16 protein-coding genes are annotated in these 19,216 nt (G+C 54.5%); 9 read left to right on the top strand and 7 right to left on the bottom strand.

Annotated elements, in window-relative coordinates; all coding sequences use genetic code 11:
• Positions 1–42: 42 nt before the first annotated feature.
• From G7064_RS06735 to G7064_RS06755, 5 genes are all read right to left on the bottom strand, one after another.
• The gene (locus G7064_RS06735) at positions 43–621 is read right to left on the bottom strand and encodes a YdeI/OmpD-associated family protein (RefSeq protein ID WP_166072986.1); all 579 of its coding nucleotides are present in this window, start codon (positions 619–621) and stop codon (positions 43–45) included.
• Positions 622–667: 46 nt separating this feature from the next.
• The gene (locus G7064_RS06740; RefSeq protein WP_166072987.1) at positions 668–1,858 is read right to left on the bottom strand and encodes a serine hydrolase domain-containing protein; all 1,191 of its coding nucleotides are present in this window, start codon (positions 1,856–1,858) and stop codon (positions 668–670) included.
• A 71-nt stretch (positions 1,859–1,929) separates the two neighbouring features.
• Positions 1,930–2,499 (bottom strand): YceI family protein, encoded by a 570-nt coding sequence (locus tag G7064_RS06745; protein WP_166072988.1) that lies wholly within the window; start codon positions 2,497–2,499, stop codon positions 1,930–1,932.
• A 68-nt stretch (positions 2,500–2,567) separates the two neighbouring features.
• On the bottom strand, positions 2,568–3,074 hold the full coding sequence (locus tag G7064_RS06750; protein WP_166072989.1) for a hypothetical protein: 507 nt from the start codon (positions 3,072–3,074) through the stop codon (positions 2,568–2,570).
• A 152-nt stretch (positions 3,075–3,226) separates the two neighbouring features.
• Positions 3,227–4,426 (bottom strand): helix-turn-helix domain-containing protein, encoded by a 1,200-nt coding sequence (locus G7064_RS06755; protein ID WP_166072990.1) that lies wholly within the window; start codon positions 4,424–4,426, stop codon positions 3,227–3,229.
• Between the two features lie 195 nt (positions 4,427–4,621).
• Here G7064_RS06755 and G7064_RS06760 point away from each other — a divergent pair, with 195 nt between their 5' ends.
• From G7064_RS06760 to serA, 5 genes are all read left to right on the top strand, one after another.
• Positions 4,622–5,113: a DUF1440 domain-containing protein gene (locus G7064_RS06760; RefSeq protein ID WP_166072991.1), complete on the top strand. Its 492-nt coding sequence runs from the start codon at positions 4,622–4,624 to the stop codon at positions 5,111–5,113.
• 75 nt (positions 5,114–5,188) lie between these two features.
• Positions 5,189–6,361, top strand: coding sequence for a serine hydrolase domain-containing protein (locus G7064_RS06765; protein WP_166072992.1), 1,173 nt, complete (start codon positions 5,189–5,191; stop codon positions 6,359–6,361).
• 124 nt (positions 6,362–6,485) lie between these two features.
• A complete protein-coding gene (locus G7064_RS06770; RefSeq protein ID WP_166072993.1) occupies positions 6,486–7,385 on the top strand; it encodes a YitT family protein in 900 nt (299 codons plus the stop codon).
• A gap of 87 nt (positions 7,386–7,472) precedes the next feature.
• Complete coding sequence (locus G7064_RS06775) at positions 7,473–8,189, top strand: DUF421 domain-containing protein (protein ID WP_166072994.1); 717 nt, start codon at positions 7,473–7,475, stop codon at positions 8,187–8,189.
• A 160-nt stretch (positions 8,190–8,349) separates the two neighbouring features.
• A complete protein-coding gene (serA, locus tag G7064_RS06780) occupies positions 8,350–10,251 on the top strand; it encodes a phosphoglycerate dehydrogenase (RefSeq protein ID WP_166072995.1) in 1,902 nt (633 codons plus the stop codon).
• Positions 10,252–10,254: 3 nt separating this feature from the next.
• On the opposite strand, the gene G7064_RS06785 is transcribed toward serA, so the two are convergent.
• Positions 10,255–11,631 carry a D-alanyl-D-alanine carboxypeptidase/D-alanyl-D-alanine-endopeptidase gene (locus G7064_RS06785; protein WP_166072996.1) on the bottom strand — a complete coding sequence of 459 codons (1,377 nt, stop codon included), beginning with the start codon at positions 11,629–11,631 and terminating at the stop codon, positions 10,255–10,257.
• A 259-nt stretch (positions 11,632–11,890) separates the two neighbouring features.
• Between G7064_RS06785 and G7064_RS06790 the strand changes: the two genes are divergently transcribed.
• Positions 11,891–13,540 (top strand): CTP synthase, encoded by a 1,650-nt coding sequence (locus G7064_RS06790; RefSeq protein ID WP_133272020.1) that lies wholly within the window; start codon positions 11,891–11,893, stop codon positions 13,538–13,540.
• Positions 13,541–13,794: 254 nt separating this feature from the next.
• Positions 13,795–15,642, top strand: coding sequence for a membrane protein insertase YidC (yidC, locus tag G7064_RS06795; protein ID WP_166072997.1), 1,848 nt, complete (start codon positions 13,795–13,797; stop codon positions 15,640–15,642).
• Between the two features lie 75 nt (positions 15,643–15,717).
• Here the strand turns inward: yidC and G7064_RS06800 are convergent, their stop codons facing one another.
• A complete protein-coding gene (locus G7064_RS06800) occupies positions 15,718–17,385 on the bottom strand; it encodes an ABC transporter substrate-binding protein (protein ID WP_166072998.1) in 1,668 nt (555 codons plus the stop codon).
• A 93-nt stretch (positions 17,386–17,478) separates the two neighbouring features.
• On the opposite strand from G7064_RS06800, the gene G7064_RS06805 reads away from it, so the two are divergent.
• Together G7064_RS06805 and G7064_RS06810 are read left to right on the top strand one after the other, a co-directional pair.
• Positions 17,479–18,159: a metal-dependent hydrolase gene (locus tag G7064_RS06805; RefSeq protein ID WP_166072999.1), complete on the top strand. Its 681-nt coding sequence runs from the start codon at positions 17,479–17,481 to the stop codon at positions 18,157–18,159.
• A 99-nt stretch (positions 18,160–18,258) separates the two neighbouring features.
• Positions 18,259–19,065, top strand: coding sequence for a ParA family protein (locus tag G7064_RS06810; RefSeq protein ID WP_133272017.1), 807 nt, complete (start codon positions 18,259–18,261; stop codon positions 19,063–19,065).
• Positions 19,066–19,216 lie beyond the last annotated feature (151 nt).

The raw sequence follows: 19,216 nt of genomic DNA on the forward strand, positions 1-19,216 counted from the left end.
TAGAATACTGGATACTGGCTCCCTATTGCGCTATTTGGGAGGTTAACTGAGCCGCTTATTTTCGGCTGCCAAGGCTACTATTTGCTCCACTCGTTTCTGGCGCGTCTCTGGGCGTTTGGCGCTATTCAGATACTGAATGATTTGCCGTTTGGCGGAAGGCGGGAAGGCGGCAAAGTTGTGTTGGGCCACTACATTGGCGGCCAGCGCGGCTGTGAGTTCGGGGGGCATTTCCAGCGCGTCGCTGGCGTTAAGTGTGTCCCAGCTGCCATCCTGGCGGGCGACTTCAATCTTGCTCCAGCCCGCAGGAGTCATGCGGCCGTCGGCCAGTAGCGTTTCTATGCGCTGTTTATTCACCTTCGACCATACGCTACGAGGCTTGCGAGGCGTGAATAGCAAGTGGAAGCAAGTCTCATCCCGCAAGCGCGGCAGGCTATCAATCCACCCGTAGCACAGCGCTTCTTCCACCGCTTCGGCGTAGGTCATTTGCCGCCGTCCACTAGCTTTTTTGTACAGCACCAACCACACACCCGGCGAACTAGCATAGTGTGCGGTCAGCCACGCGCGCCAACTGGCCGGGTCGGGAGCATCCACAATTTCATAGCTGTCAATAATGCGCGCCATATGTATAAGCGGAAGGGACTGGGGGCAATTTTGGAAAGGCCAGCGGTTATTTCGCCGAGTAATTATACGGAACATAGTTTTCCCATTGCCACGGCGTAAACGTGTCGCCAAGCAGCTTTTCCAGCAGCTCTTTAAACAGCTTATCCGCGTTGGAGCTATTACTCATTATAACCAAGCCCTTCTTCCGATCCCCGAACGCTACGCTATGGTTTTCCCACCCATCATCGTGGCCCTCCTTGAAGTACGCGGGACCATATGGCGATTCAAATACCCCCCAGCCTAGCCCGTAACCCAGCTTGATGGCTTTGTTCTCGTCGGTGACTACGGTGGCCAGCGGACCAAACTGCGCCTTGAACGGAATAGCTACCTGCGCCCGCACCATTTCCTGCTTCGCCTTAGGCGTCAGGCCTTTGCTCTGCATTACGGCAGCCATAAAGGTAGCATAGTCGGTGATAGTGGTTTCCATGGAGCCCGCCGCTTGGGCCTCGTCGCGCTTTTCCTTGGGCACCGCCTTGCCATCTTCCATATAGCCGATGGCAAAGTTGTTCTCAAACGCTGGCTGCCATACATAACTGGTGCGCGTCATACCCAAAGGCGTAAATACCCGCTCCTCACTTAGCTGCAACAGGCCCTTTCCAGTGATTTTCTCCACCACCACCTGCAACAGCTGTAGCCCTTCGCCGGAGTACCAGTATTGGGCACCGGGGGCAAACTTAAACCGCAGCTTCTCATCGGGTTCAAACCAGCGCCAATTGGGAAAGCCGGTAGTATGGGTGAGGGCCATACGGGCGGTAAGCTGCTTCCAGCGCGCATCAGCGGCGAGGTCTTGGTAGTCCTTTAGCTCGGGCAGAGGCTTGCCAAGGTATTGATATAGTGGCTTATCTAGGTCCAACACACCTTCCTGCACCAGCTGCATCACTAAGTAGGCAAATACAGCTTTGCTGAAAGATGCAGCGTACATAGCCGTCTGTGGTTCCAGGGGCAGACGCTTCTGCACGTTGCGGTAGCCAAACGCTTTCACGTAGCGTACCTGATTGTCTTCCAAAATAGCGAGCGCTAAGCCCGGCACCTTCGCCGAATCCATGAGCGCAGGCACTAGCCGCTCTATTTCCTGCACCGATATGCGGCTGCCATCAAGCCGCTGGATAGTAGCTTTCTGCGCCAGCGTGCCCGGAGCCACCATCAGCACCAGCGTAAAGGCAAGCAGTAGCTTCTGTAGTTGCAGGGCCGTGTGCATGGGCTTGCTGATTAGTCGTAATCACCTATACTTTACGATGGCAAAGCACGCACTATTTAGCTATTTTCCAACTACTTATCAGCTTTGGCGATTATGTCAAACGTCAGGCTGAAATCGTTGCGGATGGCGTAGTTACCCAGGTTTTGAAAGAAGCTGCTGGAGTTATAATTCACGCCAAACTGCGTGCGGTCGAGGCTGGCGGTGCCCTGTATCTGTAGGCCTTTGGGGTGAGGCGTAACAGTGACTGGAAAGCGCACTGGTTTGGCAATGCCTTTCAGCGTAAGCTCCCCCACCGCCTGCCCCTTCACGACTTCACGCAGTACGAAAACGGCAACCGGAAAGCGCTCGGTATCAAAGAAATCTGCCCCCCGCAAGTGTTCCTGCAACTTAGCATCGGTATGTGTGATGGTATTCATATCGAACTCAAAGCGCCCCTGGCGTATGGTAGCGCCATCGGAAGTGAAGGTGCCGCGCCGAAGCTGGAGCAGCCCACTGGGAGCCCAGGAGCCAGCTTCCGCGTAGCCCGTCCAGGTGAGACGGCTGGCAGCAGGAAGTGCCTGGTAGGTGGTAGTGGCCGGCCGGAAAGCTAGGCAGATAGTAACAACGAATGCTAGAAGCAGCGCTTTCATGGTCGTATTCATAAGTAAGAATTTGGATAGAAATAGGGAAAAAGCCCCCCAGATTCGGTAGCCCGCGCTGAGTCCTCGGCTTAGCGCACGGTGGCCTCGGTTTCTAGTAGGCCCATGCCTTTGTAGAGCTTGCCGTTTTTGTCTTTGGCCAAGATGTACCAGAGTGCGTCGCCGCCGTAGAGCTGCTGGGCGCTGGTGGCATAGCGGTAATTTTTGGCGAACGTGTAGGTAATTCCTTGGCGCAGCTGGCCGTTGGGGCAGTTGAAAAGCTCGGCAAACTCGGCGGGCGTTTCGCGCATATTGGCCTTCCAACCCTCGGCGCTGTACCAGATAAAGCTGCCGCACTCTACCACCTCCAGGTCGGCCACCTCAGCGCGCAGCATTGTGCTGTGCTTCCACACAAATTGGCCTGGCTTGGCGGGGTCGGCTTTGGGATAGTTGGGGTTGGGCGTGTGCCAGAGCGTGAGGCCCACCGGCACCTGACGAAGCTTATCGGGTAGGGCGCGGGTATGATCGGTCCAGGCGGTTTGGGCCGCTGCTGAGAAGCTAAGGGCCAGCAGTGCCAGCACCAAGAGAATGTTTTTCATGACCACGAGTGGAGTAGGTGAATACGATCCAAAGGTGGGCGACCTAGTTCCGTTAAGCGCCCCAGATACAGATGTGGGGCGTACCAGATCATGATGTGGCACTAAGTAGCTCCGAAAAGGGGCTTACGCGCTCTGTAATCAATGGCAGCAGTTCACTGAGGGGCAAATTCGCTGGGCGCCACGCCGGTGAATTGCTTAAAAATTCGGTTGAAGGTGGTCTTGGAATTGAAGCCACATTCAAAGGCAATTCCCAGCAGCGTGAGGCGGGCCACATCGGCAGGATTAGCGAGGCGGCGCTTCACGGCCTCCACCCGGTAGCCATTCACCAGGTCGTTGAAAGATTGCCCAAAGCCATTATTAACGGTGAATGAAATTAGTCGCGGCGCCAGACCCGTATGCGCCGATAATTCGGCCAGCGTGAGCGTGGGGTTCAGATACAGCTGCTCATCTTCCAGCGCCTGACGAATGCGCTCCAACACCGCCGCATCAACCGCAGCCGGCACCTGGCGCACCGTGGGCGCTACAGCAACCGCATCGGAGGAGGCACAAAAAAGCCCCCCGCTCGCCTCCCCAGGCAATAGCGTCTCGCCAACCGGCTGGGGGGCTTTTTCAACCGCTTGCAGGGGCGCAAAATGCACAGCTCGCATGTCAGCCTGGCGCAGCCCTACCACGCCAATCAGCAGCACCACCCCGCCTAACAGCCAAGTAGAATAATCGTAGGCGTAGTACAGATGAAAGAATTCGCGCAGCACTACCTCCACCAGCCACTGCACGCTCACCACGCCCAGCGCCAGCAAAAGCACCCGCAACCACTTCAGGCGCAGCTGCGACAGTTCCGAGAAATTGTCGGGTAGCCAGCGCCGGTAGTGCCGCAACAACTGCAAGCTCAAACCCAGATAAATAATCAGCGACACCCAGGTACCGATAAACTCTATCCGGTACGTGTAAGGCTGATGCACCTGCTCCCAAAACCACAGCCGCGTTTGGTAAGGCTCGAACCGGAGCCACCAGTAAAGCACTGCCTGCACCAGTACGGGCACAAAGTGCCACAGATGCCGCCTACGCAACTGAAAGGGCTGACTTACTAGACTTTGGACATAAAAGTAGAGCAGCGGCCCAAAGGCTAGGGAATAGTAAATTGGGGTAAAATACCAGTTGGCATTCTGGCCATACAGTCCTGCGGCGCGCCACAATCCGTCCAGCACCCAGAGGGCAATAGCCAGCAGCAGCAACGCCAGAAACCGGTTTGGGAGTTGGTTGTGGGGGGCAAACCACAGCAGTCCCGCCGCGAATACTGCCTGGGCCAGCACCGCAAACAGAAGAACAATTGCCGGGGTAATAGTGAGCTGCATAAAGTGAATTCTGTAGTTCAGAACATCATTGGTAACGTATTTCCAACCGGCCATTACCTCCGCCTTATGCCCTTAACAGCACTAGCTTCGAAGTGATTTATAAGCTGGTATTCACTGAAACCAGCGCAGATAGCTTAATCCCGAGAATAATGAAGTAATATATCATTTCGCTATTTTACTGTTCGAAGAATCACTATGCCACCCTTCTCTGCGCTTCCTTTTTTCGCCAACCGAGTGGCCTATATTGCTGGCACGGCGCTGCTGGCCGGCACTCTCGATATCAGCGCGGCCATGACCAACTTCGCTGTTTCGACGGGTGGAAGTCCGTTGCGGGTGCTGCCTTATGTGGCCAGTGGCGTGTTTGGCAAAGCAGCCTTTAGCGGCAGCCCTATCATGTTGGTTTGGGGCCTGGTATTCCACTTTAGTATTGCGCTGGTATTTGCCGTCTTTTTCTTTTGGCTCTACCCACGCTTGGCCTGGCTGGGGAGGCATCCGGTGCTGGGCGGCCTGCTTTATGGGATAGGCGTGTGGCTGGTAATGAACCGGGTAGTGGTGCCGCTCTCGCAGGTGTCTACGGGACCATTCAATGCTACGCAGGCAGTTATAAACGCCGGAATTCTGATGCTTTGCATTGGGCTACCGATTTCCCTACTGGCTCATCGATACTATCAGCGCCGCTCGTCTTAAGCCTAATAGAAAGCCTTCACCACTTTACTGAACGGGGAAAGATAAGCATCTTTGACAGTCTCGAACCTGCCATCTATGCGTCTAACACCTTACTACCTTTTCGTTCTTTTCGCCTTTTTAGGCTGCGCCAAAACTCCTTCCAAAACCGCGCAGCAAACCACTCAGACCTCTAATAGCTTTTATTTCCCCGCCGCCGACGATGCTTGGCAGCGCAAAGAGGCCGCACAAGTAGGCATGGATGCCGCCCTGCTGGAACAGGCCGTAGCCTTTGCCAAGCAGCAGGAAACCACCCAGATGAAGCCTGATTTCTCTACCCAAAAGGAGATTTTTGGCGAGCCACTTGGTCCGTTGCCCACCACTCGCGCCGCTACCAATGGCCTAATTTTACGTCACGGCTACATCGTGGCCGAGTGGGGCGACACCAAAGCAGCCGACCCCACTTACAGCGTGGCCAAAAGCGTGCTGTCGACTATTGTGGGGCTATCCGTAGAGAAAGGTATCATCAAAGATGTGCGCGACCCTGTAGCCAATTACATCAAAGATGGCAGCTATGCCTCGGCTCAAAACCAGCCAATTACCTGGGAGCACCACCTGCGCCAGACCAGCGAGTGGGCTGGGGAACTATGGGGCAAGAATGTTAATTTCCTTGGCAGGGAAGCCTTTGGCCAGGGTGAGCGCAAGCCCCGGGCTCTCCAGCCGCCCGGCACCTACTACGAGTACAACGATGTGCGCATCAACCGCATGGCGCTGTCGTTGCTGCAGCTCTGGCGCAAGCCGCTGCCCGAAGTATTTCGTGATGAAATAATGAACCCCATCGGAGCGTCAAAAACATGGCAGTGGGTACCGTACCGCAATTCTACCGTCGAAATTGATGGTAAGGCGATGCCTTCAGTGAGTGGCGGCACCCGCTGGGGCGGCGGCCTCTGGATCAGCGCCCGCGATGAGGCACGCTTTGGCTACCTCATGCTGCGCCAAGGCCGCTGGGGGGCAAAACAGCTCGTACCCGCCAGTTGGATAAAGCAGGCAACCACCCGCGGCCCCGTCGGTCCCGACTACGGCTATTTATGGTGGCTTAACACGGAGCAGAAAGCGTGGCCCAGCGCCCCGGCCACCAGCTATGCAGCTCTCGGCGCCGGCTCCAACACTATCTGGATCGACCCCGAGCACGATATAGTCATCGTGTGGCGTTGGCACGATGGCAAGCCTGATGAACTCATTAAGCGGGTGCTGGCGGCAGTACGGGAATAACGGCCGCTATATAGGATTTGTAAAACGCCTACGTACCATAGCTCAACAATTTCAAGAACCACATCCGCCTCAGACAAGTCGCTAGGCACTAGCGAACTTCTCAAGTATCATTTCCTTTTCTTTTATGCCTGCTACCCAAACCACTTCTCTTGATATTCCAGCCTTATCATTGAGCCGCCGCATTAAGAATACTAGTCTGGTAATAGCGGGTATTCTGTCGGCGGGCTTTGGCTTGAAAGGCTTCCTGTTATCTAGTCATTTCATCGATGGGGGCGTCACGGGAGTTTCTATGCTGCTGTCATCTACGCTAGGCATTCCCCTTCCCTTTCTGCTTATTATCATCAATATTCCGTTTTTGCTGCTGGGCTATCGCCAGATAGGGATGGCCTTTGCGATAAAAAGCGCCGTCGCTATTGCTGGCTTGGCGTTGTGTTTGGCCGTGATGCCTTTCCCCGATGTCACTCCCGATTTCTTCCTGACCTCCGTTTTCGGGGGGGTATTTATTGGTGCGGGTATTGGCCTGGCCATGCGTGGCGGGGCCGTGCTCGATGGCACGGAGGTAGCTGCGCTCCTCATTAGCAAGCGCAGTTCCTTGCTTAAGGTCAGCGACGTTATTCTGCTGCTCAACATTGTAATTTTTGGCGTGGCCGCTTTTATCCTGGGCGTACAGGTGGCGCTGTATTCAATTCTAACCTATGTTTCAGCCTCCAAAGCGCTTGACTTTGTGCTCAATGGTATAGAACAATACACGGGCGTCACCATCATTTCAGCCCAAAGCGAGGCCATCCGGCAGGCTGTTACCACCAATCTGGGGCGGGGCGTAACTATCTATCAGGGCAAGCGTGGCTTTGGCCATCGGGGGCACCAAGACCTGGCAATGGATATCCTGTTTACCGTCGTTACGCGTCTAGAGCTTCCTGCCCTTCGCGCCGAAATCCGCCGCCTCGATCCGCAGGCCTTCGTGGTTCAGCACCACATTGATGATGCGGAAGGTGGCATGGTTAAAAAGCGTCCATTCCATTAAGAATACGAAAGAAGCCAGACAGTCAGGAGGTTTAGCTCAACACTAAGCTACTTTGTCGCGTTAGGGTAGCAGAAATCATCTCTCCCTATGCTTTTCCTTGCTGCCCCTATTGAGCCCTTTGACTGGAACCGTATTTTCCTGTCCGAGGACATGCCGCCGCTATTTCTCTTGGAAATAGCTTTCCGCTGCCTGCTTACTTACCTGTTTATTATTGGCGCCCTGCGCGTCACGGGCCGGCGTGGCGTACGGCAGCTTTCCCTCTTTGAGCTGAGCATTATCCTGGCGTTGGGTTCGGCGGCCGGCGATGCCATGTTCTACGATGATGTGCCTATCCTGCACGTACTCGTGGTATTCTTGATGGTGTCGGGCCTATATCTGCTCTTCAACCGTCTAACCGAGCGTTTTCCTCGCTTCAGTGATTGGCTGGAGGGCGCGCCCGTGCTTTTGGTGGAAGATGGCCGAATCCATCTAGAGAATTTTACCAAGCAAAACTTAACTCAGAAGGAGCTTTTCGGCGAAATGCGCCAATTACAGGTTGAACACTTGGGGCAGGTGCGGCGCGCTTACATTGAAGCCACCGGCGATATAAGTCTCTACTTTTTTGAGGATAAAGATGTGAAGGCCGGCTTGCCCATCTGGCCGGAAAGGGTGGCCGACACGCACCGCCGGGTTCAGGAAGCTGGCTCTCATGCCTGCGCTCAGTGCGCACATGTGCAGGAGCTAGCGCGCGGCGAAGCAACCAAATGCCGCGTCTGCCAGCACGATTCCTGGGTAGTGGCCTGCTCTGCTTTGCGAATCGCGTAAGAAGTTTTTGCGCCTGCCTTTACTTCATGTGGTATTATTGCGGCTTCACAGTCAAGCGACTGTAGCCATTGGCCTTGCTTACTCTATTGCTTGAGCCAGCCTATCATCTTTGCTTTAAGTGCTGTTCAATCGTATCGACGGCGCTAATTTGTCCCCCAACATGTCCAGCGCAACTCAGCCTCTGCCTTATCTTATCATCGACTTCGACAGCACCTTTACCCAAGTTGAAGGCCTGGACGAACTGGCGGATATTGCCCTTCAGCATCACCCGGAGCGGGAAAAAATCGTGGGGCAGATTCGCAGCCTCACGGATCGGGGCATGAGCGGGGAGCTGAACTTCTCCGAGTCGCTGAAGCAACGTCTGGCACTGTTGGAAGCGCGGCGCGAGCACTTGCCGCTGCTGGTGGCACAGCTCAAAACCAAGGTATCAGACAGCATTGTGCGCAACCGCAGCTTTTTTGAGCGGTTTCGGGGCCGCATCTATATCGTGAGCAGTGGCTTCCGGGAGTTTATCGAGCCCGTGGTGGCTGACTTTGGCATTGATTCCGACCACGTGCTCGCTAATACTTTCACCTACGATACTGGGGGGCAAATTACGGGTTTCGACGCCGACAACGTGCTGACCCGCGACGGAGGCAAAATTGAGCAGCTCCGCCAGCTCGATCTGGCCGGCGACGTGTACGTGCTCGGCGACGGCTACACCGATTATCAGATGCGCGAGGCCGGCCTAGCCAACCGCTTCTATGCCTTCACCGAAAACGTGGCCCGCGCCGCCGTCGTGGCCCAGGCCGACGAAGTTATTCCGTCCTTCGACGAGTTTCTCTACCAAAATAAGCTTCCTATGACGCTCAGCTACCCCAAAAACCGCATCAGCGTACTCTTGCTTGAAAACCCCGACGCCCGCGCCGCCGAGCTTTTCCGGCAGGAAGGCTACCAGGTGGAAAGTGTGCCCGGCGGCCTCGATGAAGATGAACTGGTAGAGCGTATTGCAGGCGTGAGCATCCTCGGTATCCGATCCAAAACGCAGGTAACACCCCGCGTCCTCGAAGCGGCCAACCGCCTGATTGCCGTAGGAGCCTTTTGCATTGGCACCAACCAGATTGACTTGGTAAGCTGCATGAAAAAGGGCGTGGCCGTGTTTAACGCGCCTTTTTCCAACACTCGCTCCGTAGTGGAACTGGCCTTAGGTGAAATCATCGTACTGGCCCGCCGCATCCCCGACAAAAACCCCAAAATGCACCTGGGTGAATGGGACAAATCGGCGCGTGGCAGCTTCGAGATTCGGGGTAAAAAGCTGGGCATTGTGGGCTACGGCAACATCGGTAGCCAGCTTTCGGTGGTGGCCGAAGCTATAGGCATGCAAGTGCTTTACTATGATATAGCCGAGAAGCTTCAACTAGGCAATGCCGTGAAGTGCCGCACGTTGCAGGAGCTCTTACAGCAGGCCGACGTCGTGACGCTACACGTAGACGGCCGCGCCGAGAATAAGAATCTCATCGGGGCCGAAGAATTTGCGCAAATGAAGCCAGGGGCCATTTTTCTCAACCTCAGCCGCGGCCACATCGTGGATATTCCAGCCCTAGCCGACGCCGTGCGTAGCGGTCATCTTGGCGGTGCCAGCATCGACGTATTCCCCTACGAGCCGAAAACCAATCACGAAACCTTCGAAAGTGAACTGCGAGGCTTGCCCAATGTCCTGCTCACGCCTCACATAGGTGGCAGTACGGCCGAGGCTCAGCGCAACATCGCCGAGTTTGTGCCCGAGCGCATTATGGGCTACGTGAATACCGGCAACACTCAGCAAAGTGTGAACCTGCCCAACATCCAACTTCCGGTGCAGCAGGCGCATCGTCTCATTCACTTGCACGCCAACGTGCCCGGCGTACTGGCCAGCATCAACAATGTATTGGCAGACCATCAGGTCAACATCCTCGGTCAATACCTCAAAACCAACGAGCACATTGGCTATGTGATTACTGATATTGATAAGGAATACGCGCCGGAAGTAATTGGGGCACTGCGCAAAGTAGAGCACACAATTAAGTTTCGGGTGCTTTACTAGCCCTTACATCCGCTCGCGTACTTCTTTCAGCACCCGCTCCATTTCGTGGCGCACGACGGTAGTTTCAGCTACGTGGTTATTATTCATAAAACTGACCGCCAGCAGCTTACCCTTGCGCGTTTTTAGATAACCGCACACGTTGTGATTGTTGCTGAGCGTACCGGTTTTGCCCCAAAACCACGGCCCGGCTGCATCGCGGTACACGCGACGCAGAGTGCCGTGGCCGCCGCCAGCTGCCAGCAAACTCAGCAGCCGAGGTTCCGGCACTTCCTGGTGCAGCTTGAGCAGCAAGGCAGATAAGGTACGGGGCGTAATCAGGTTCTTACGCGAGAGGCCGGAGCCATCTACCCAATGCGGAGCATCAGGCAAATCCTGCAAATACTGCGTGCGCACGGCCCGAATAACGCTTTGCGTACTCAGCGAATCGGAGCGCAGGCGAGCAGAGCACATGAGCAGCAGCTGTTCGGCCAGCAGGTTGTCACTGACTTGCAGCATCCGCCGATACAACGAGTCAGCGGGCAAGCCAGCGAGGGTACGCACCGCCTCTTGCGGCCGAACAGGGCGCCAGGGGGCATTTAGCACAGGCCGACGCAGAGTATCCTGTAGCAGTTGAAGCACTAGCTGCGAGCTGGGGCGAAATGGCGTTTCGTCGATCCACTTTTTGGGCGACGTGAAGTACACGAAGCGATTGTCCGTTAGCTCGCGGCGCACGTGGTCATCGGCTGGGTGCGGGAACCCGGCCGGGGCTTCCTTCACAACGGGATTGAAGAAGCGTGGGCGCACGGCGGGCCGCCGGTTTGGGCCCGCATAGAAGCGAATAACGTTGCCATACACGGGAAAAGCCGAGCGCTCGGGCTGGTAGTAATAGTTGTAGTCGTCCCAGCTCCAGCCCGGCCCAAAGGCTGCCTGAGCCATCGGGATTTCGCGGTAAACCAGTTTTTCAGGGCGATTTTGCAGGAAATCAAAGGCATTGCGCGAAGGAACGTCACCGTGGAGCAACGTAGGGTCGCCGGTACCCCAGAACAGCAGGGAGTCGCCGCGCACGACGTAGCGCAGGCTGGGCAGGGAATCGCCGAGCAAGTGCAAACCGGCGTAAAAGCTGAATAGCTTCATATTGCTGGCCGGCGTAAAATAGCGGTCGGCGTTGAGCTCATATAGCTTTTCGCCCGACGCTACCTCGCTAATAGAAACTCCCACCTGATGCTGGCGTAGCACCGGAGAATCGGCAATCATCTTGTTTAGCCATCGGGGGCCTTTCCCCCGATTCGCGCTCATTTCCTCCTCTTCGTCATCGCTGGCCATACCAGAGTGCGGTGCGGCGGCGCTCAGCGGAAACAGCAACAAAAACAAAAACGGCAGTGAACGCAGGAAAGACGGCATGGTGCAAGCAGTTATCTATGCAATTTGCACAGCATTATATCGGAAAGGAAGCGCTGGGGGGCTTTTTTACTACTCAACGACCCTTACTGTGGGCAGCAATATTTGTGCTGGGCACAGTTGAGCCCGAAGCTGCACCCGCAACAACTGCGCCGTTGGCAGCCTAATCTCCGCGCTGCCGGGGTCAAAGCAAGCTAAAGTTGGGATTCGATGGCCGAAAGCTTCGCTGCCCCGGATATTCCGCCTAACTTTGTTTCCCGTTATGCCAGACCGAAATATCTCTTCTCCGACTGCGACGGCCAAGTACATCTTTGTCACCGGCGGAGTCACCTCCTCCCTGGGCAAAGGCATCATCTCCGCCTCCCTAGCCAAACTCCTGCAAGCCCGCGGCTTCCGGGTCACCATCCAAAAGTTCGATCCCTACATCAATATCGACCCCGGTACGCTCAATCCTTATGAGCATGGCGAGTGCTTCGTGACGGATGATGGAGCTGAAACCGACCTTGACCTGGGCCACTACGAGCGGTTTCTGAACACGCCTACATCCCAGGCCAACAACGTCACCACGGGCCGCATCTACAACCACGTGATTAGCAAGGAGCGCGAAGGCGCTTACCTGGGCAAAACCGTGCAGGTGGTGCCCCATATCACCGACGAAATCAAGCGGCGCATGCTGCTACTGGGTCAGGGCGATGAATTTGACATCATCATCACCGAAATTGGCGGCTGCATCGGCGACATTGAAAGCTTGCCGTTTGTGGAGGCTGTGCGCCAGTTGCGCTGGGAATTGCCCCCCAACGACTCGCTAGTGATTCACCTCACGCTGCTCCCCTACTTGAAGGCGGCCGGCGAGCTCAAAACCAAGCCCACGCAGCACTCCGTGCGCGACCTGCGCGAAGCCGGCCTGCAGCCCGACATTCTGGTGTGCCGCTCCGAGCACCCTATTCCACCGGAAATGCGCCGCAAAATCGCGCTTTTCTGTAATGTCAAGATCAACTCCGTAATCGAAAGCCTCGACGCGGAAAGCATCTACTCTGTGCCGCTGCTCATGCTCAAGGAGCAGCTCGACGAGCGGGTTATCAAACGCCTGCGGCTGACGGGCGGCGCCCAGCAGCCCGATCTGGAAGTTTGGAAGGACTTTTTGGGCAGACTCAAAAATCCTACGGAGGAAGTAACCATTGCACTGGTAGGCAAATACGTGGAGCTACCCGACGCCTACAAGTCAATCAATGAGTCTTTCGTGCACGCCGGGGCACATAATGAGTGTAAAGTCACGGTGCGCAGCATCCAATCGGAGCATATTACGCCCGAGAACGTTGCTCAATTGCTACAGGGTGTAAATGGGGTGTTGGTAGCACCTGGCTTTGGCGAAAGGGGCTTCGAGGGCAAAGTATGCGCGGTGCGCTACGTCCGCGAGAACAATATTCCCTTTTTCGGTATCTGTCTGGGAATGCAAGTGGCCATGGTAGAGTTTGCTCGGCACGTATTGCAACTGAACAGCGCCAACTCCACCGAAATGGACCCTTTAACACCTACGCCCGTCATTGCCATGATGGAGGAGCAAAAAAATATCACACAGAAAGGCGGCACTATGCGCCTGGGCGCTTACGACTGCGACCTGCGTCGGGGCTCCAAAGCGGCGAAAGCCTATGGCCGTAACCACATCAGCGAGCGCCACCGCCACCGCTACGAGTTCAACAACGAGTATCTGAAGGACTTCGAGGCGGCGGGTATGATAGCTTCGGGCGTGAACCCCGGTACAGGTCTGGTGGAAGTAATAGAGCTGAATGGCCACCCTTGGTTTGTAGCCGGACAGTTTCACCCCGAGTTAAAAAGCACCGTAGAGAACCCTCATCCTCTGTTTGTACGTTTCGTGCGGGCCGCTATTCAGCACCACAAGAATGAGGTGTAACTAATTGATTGCTAACATAGAGAGGAATTTGGTCGAGTTCATGTTCACTACTCAGCCAGATTCCTCTCTTGCTTGTACAACGGGTCCATTTTCCTGCCACCTCGTCCGATTTTTCTGCTTCTGCATAAAATAAGCTGCTACTACCGACCTTTGTAGCAGCGCTGCCGAATTTTTGCTGGCAACAACAGCGCGCTGGGCGCATTTTTCCAGCTCTTTTCTTAGCACCGAATACCTACGCATTTATTTACCCTTCAATGGACAAGAACTCAGCAACCGGCCTATTCTTGATTTCGGCCTTGCTCCTCATCTATTTGTTTTTCTTCGCGCCGAAGTCGGAGCCGGAAAAAGCCCCCGCAAAGCCGGCGGCTACTGCTAGTACTGCTCCCGCCAAAGCTGCCACCGCTACGCCTGCTCCCCTCGACTCTGCCGCGATGGCACAGGCCCTGGGTAATTTTGCTGCGGCGGCTCAGGGCACAGCCCAAGATGTGCAGCTTGCCAACGACGACCTGACCATTACCTTCTCCACTAAAGGTGGCCAGGTGCAAGCCGTGCGCATCAATAAGTACAAGACCTTTTTCGGGCAGCCTTTCGACTTGCTGGATAAGGAAAGCGCCAAAATCGATACTCGCTTTCGTACCACCGACGGCCGCACGGTGCGCTTCTCCGATCTGTACTTTCAGCCTAGCGCCGCGCAATCTGTCACAGAGGGCAACCGCCAGGGCCAGCGCCTAACTTTTACGGCTGCCGTGGCCGGGGGGCAAATTGAGCAAGTATATACGCTCTACAATGATTCTTACGAAGTTGGCTACGAGATGCGCTTTGCTGGTCTGGGCAATGTTATTGCCCAAGAGCCGATGACACTCACCTTCCTCGACCGTGTGCGCCAGACGGAGCAAGACCGCGCTCAGAACCGCAACCATACGACCATCAATCATTATTTAGCTAATGATGATCCAGGTTCCTTGTCCGAAACCAGCGAAGACCCCGAGGAAATCGTCATTAACGAGCCCGTGAAGTGGGCCGCGCACAAACACGACTTTTTCGTGGCCGGCCTGATTGCCCAGAATCAGTTTAGCACGGGCAAGTTCAACTCCAATGTACCCGCCGCAGCCGATTCGACCAACAAATTCATTAAAACTCTTAGCTCTACGCTTACCATTCCAGCCGCCGATGTGCTGGGGGGGAAAGGCCAGTTTCGGTATTATTTCGGCCCAAACTCCTTCCAAATTCTCAAGGAGGTAGCGCCCGGCTTCGACCGCAACGTGTACTTGGGCTGGGGCATTTTCCGCTGGATGAACCGCTTTATCGTGATTCCAGTGTTTCATTTCTTGGAGCAATTCATCAGCAGCTACGGTATCATTATCGCGCTACTGGTGCTGCTTATCAAGCTGGTTACTTGGCCTTTAACTTACAAAACATATGTGTCGCAGGCACGCATGAAGGTGCTGAAGCCGGAACTAGACGAGATCAAGGAAAAGTACGGTGACGACCAGGCAAAAGTGCAGAGCGAAACCATGAAGCTCTACACATCTATGGGGGTGAGTCCGCTGGCTGGCTGCATACCTACGTTGCTTACCCTACCGATCCTGTTTGCCATGTTTAACTTCTTTCCCAACTCAATTGAGCTGCGGCAGGAAGCGTTTCTCTGGGCTAAAGACTTGAGCAGCTACGATGTATTTGCTAAGCTGCCGTTCGCCATTCCTTATTATGGCAGCCACATCAGCATGTTCACCTTGCTCATGACGGCCTCTACCCTGCTTATGACCTGGCAGAGCAACCAGCTCAACACCGCCATGCAGGGCCCGATGAAGTTCTACAGCTACCTGATGCCGCTGATTTTCCTGTTCGTGCTGAACAGCTTTGCCGCCGGCCTCACTTGGTATTACTTCGTTTCCAACGTCATCACCTTTGGTCAGCAGGCGCTCACTCGTCGCTTCGTGGATGAGACCAAGCTGCGTGCCCAGCTCGAAGCCAACAAGGTAAAGAACAAGGATAAAAAGCCCGGCGGTTTCCAGGCCCGCCTCGCGGAAGCCATGAAAACGGCCCAAGAGCGCGAAGCCGAAGCCCGCAAGCAAGGCCCCGCCAAATCAAAAAATAAGTAAAGCATCTTAGCGCATAAAAAAGCCCCCCAACGAGTCGTTGGGGGGCTTTTTTATGCCTTGTATTGCCACGTGCCGTTATAGCTTCCGGACCCGCTCCAGCACTAGTTGGTTCATCGGATTGGGTTTCAGGCCTTGCACGTTATTCTGCGTAAGACGCACTACTTCATCATAGTACATGGGAATAACCGGGCATTCCTCTACAATAATACGGTCCATCTGGCGGTACAGATCGTAGCGCTTTTCAGTGTCCTGCTCTAGTTGAGCCTGCTCGTACAAACGGTCGTAGGCGGCACTTTTGAAGTGCGTTTTATTAGGGCCGGCCGGCGAGAAGTTCTTGCTGTAAAATAGCGCCAGATAGTTTTCTGCATCGGGGTAATCGCCCAGCCATGATTTGGTAAAAAATGCTGCCCGGCCGTTATCCACGTTCTCCTGATGCGCGGCTCCCTGACTCACATCGATGGTCACCTGCACACCTACTTCAGCCCATTTCTTCTGGAGGTACTCGGTTATTTCCTTGGTTTCGGCCACCGTACCGAGGCGCAGGCGCAACGGTTTGCCAGCACCATATCCAGCAGCTTTTAATAGTTCACGGGCCTTTTCGGGCTGATAAGTGTAGCCAGGCACCAGCTTTTCGCTAAAAGACGGCAAAGAAGCGGGCACAAATCCCGAGTTGCCCGGTCGGCCCACATTATTCAAGAAGTAAGCAATCAGTTCGGGTTTGTTAAGCGCATAGTTCAGGGCCTGCCGCACCCGCTTATCGCGCAACGCCGGATTGGCACCCTCCCCCCGCAAATTAGTAGGGTCCTGCTGTATGCCCAGGTATTCCGTATTTAAATACGGCACTTTCTCAAAGCGGAATTTTCCCTGAAAATCCTCACGAACAGTACCATCGGGGTGCAGAATCAAGTCGCGCGAGCCGGCTCGGATACCGCTTACAAAGTCCAGCTTACCCTGCTGAAACGTCAGGAACTCCGTTTTTCGGTCTTGGATGAAAGATATCTGAACGGCATCGAGATACGGTAGCGCCTGGCCCTGCGCATCTTTGCGCCAATAATGCGGGTTGCGATGATACACGATGGCATTGCCTTCGTCCCAATCCTTGAACAGAAAGGGGCCCGTTCCTACTGGGTGCTCCCGGAAATCTTTGCCGTAGCGCTGCACCGCTTCACGAGGCACTACATAGGCATACGGCATAGTCAGGATGCTCAAAAAGGGAATAAACGGCTCCTGCAAATGAATACGTAAGGTGCTGTCATTCACAGCCACAAAAGCGGTATCTGAGGGCTCGCCCGCCGCGTTTTCCAGCACTTTCCCTCGAAAAATCCAGCCACCAGTACTGGCCGTCATAGGGTCGAGCAAACGCTTAAAACTGTATACAAAATCCTGAGCGGTGACGCGCCGGCCTTTACCCCCTGGAAACACCTCGCTGTCGTGGAAAAACACGTTGGGACGCAGCGTGAACGTGTAGCGCCGACCATCGGGCGAGATATCGTAGTGCCGAGCCACGGCCGGTCCGGGCTTCAACTGGTCGTCGAGTTCAACCAAGCCATTATATAACTGCGTCACGGCCCAAGTATTCGCTTGGTTGCGGGCAAAAGCGGGGTCAAGAGAAGTAAGCGCTTCCGGCTGGTTATATCGAAAAACGCGGCGCTCGTCGGTGGAGCCGCTTGGGCCACCGCAGCTAGCTAATGCCGTGAGCAACGGGAAGGCAAAACCAGCAAAACGACGCAAAAACGGAAACATGAGAAAGGCGAAACAGTGTATATTTGTGCTAAGTTCGGTGCAAGTGTAACGCTAAATTGGCGTCCGACCGCTCCTTTCCGCTTCGCTTTATTTATGAAACTGACCTATTACGGCCACTCCTGCTTCTTGGCTGAGATTGGGGGCACTAAGGTGCTCTTCGACCCTTTTATCCGCCCCAATGAGTTGGCTAAGGATATTGACGTTGAGAAAATTGAGGCTGATTTTATCCTCCTCAGCCACGGCCACGGCGACCACGTAGCCGATGTCGAGGAAATTGGGAAGCGCACAGGCGCCGAATTGGTAGGCATGTTTGAGGTGCTAAGTTGGTTTGAAGCAAAGGGCCTGAAAGCCAACTACAAAATGAACCTAGGGGGTAAATTAAAGCTGCCCTTCGGCACAGTGAAGTTAGTTCCAGCCGCCCATTCCAGCTCTATGCCCGATGGCTCCTATGGAGGTTTGGCAGCTGGTTTTGTGATCGAAACCGCCGAGAAAAACTTTTACTTCGCCGGCGATACCGCCCTTACCTACGACATGAAGCTCATAAATGAGCGGCATGAGTTGGATTTTGCTATTCTGCCTATTGGTGATAACTTCACTATGGGCATTGACGATGCAATTGAGGCAGCCAACTGGGTAGGAGTTCGTCAGTTTATCGGCATGCATTACGACACTTTCCCGCCTATTAAAATCGACCATGACGCGGCCCGTGAACAGGCCACGCAAGCCGGAAAAGAATTAGTGTTGATGGCCATCGGGTCGACAATGGAGTTGTAATTTGACTAGTTAAATAGCTGAATCATTGATCTATAACATCAGCATTCAGCCTTTTACTACTTAAACCATCAACTATTAAACAAGTAAGAATTAACCCACATGGGAAAAATTATCGCGGTAGCCAATCAGAAGGGTGGAGTGGGCAAGACCACCTCATCCATCAACCTTGCGGCTAGCTTGGCAGCTTTGGAATACCGTACTCTGCTCGTAGATGCCGACCCGCAAGCCAATGCTACTTCCGGTGTTGGCTTCGACCCCAAGGATATTCAGAACAGCATCTATGAGTGCATGGTGGATGGCATCAATGCTCAGGATATCATTCTGCAAACCAACATCTTGCCTCACCTCGACCTCATGCCTTCTCACATCGATTTGGTGGGAGCGGAAGTAGAGATGATCAATCTCCCCAATCGGGAGGAGAAAATGAAAGAGGCGTTGCGGCCATTGGCCGATCAGTACGACTTCATAATCATCGACTGCTCACCTAGCTTAGGTTTGATTACAGTGAATGCCCTTACGGCCGCTCACTCCGTCATTATTCCGGTGCAGTGCGAATACTTCGCGTTGGAAGGCTTGGGCAAATTGCTGAATACCATCAAAATCATTCAGAGTCGACTCAATCCTGAGCTCGAAATTGAAGGTATTCTGCTGACTATGTACGATGTGCGCCTGCGCCTCTCCAACCAAGTAGTAGAAGAAGTAAAGCTGCATTTCCAGCAGCTGGTTTTTGATACAATTATTCCGCGCAACGTGAAGCTGAGCGAGTCGCCAAGCTTCGGTATCCCGGTTATTCTGCACGATGCCGACAGCAAAGGCTCTATCAGTTACCTGAACTTAGCCCGCGAGATTGTGGAGAAGAACTCGGTAGCGGCCGACCCGGAAGCGGCTGAGGATGAAGCAGCTTAACGTCTGACTTCTTGATAAAGAAACGAAAGCTGGCAGGTGGTATTCCATCTGCCAGCTTTCGTTTAAGGCCAATGACGATAGTAGTGAGTAAAATTTCCGGTCCTTCCCCGGCGTTTGTGTATTTTTGAATCCCGCTTTGGCCCGGTACTGG

Source organism: Hymenobacter sp. HDW8 (assembly GCF_011305775.1).
GTDB classification, from domain to species: Bacteria; Bacteroidota; Bacteroidia; order Cytophagales; family Hymenobacteraceae; genus Hymenobacter; species Hymenobacter radiodurans.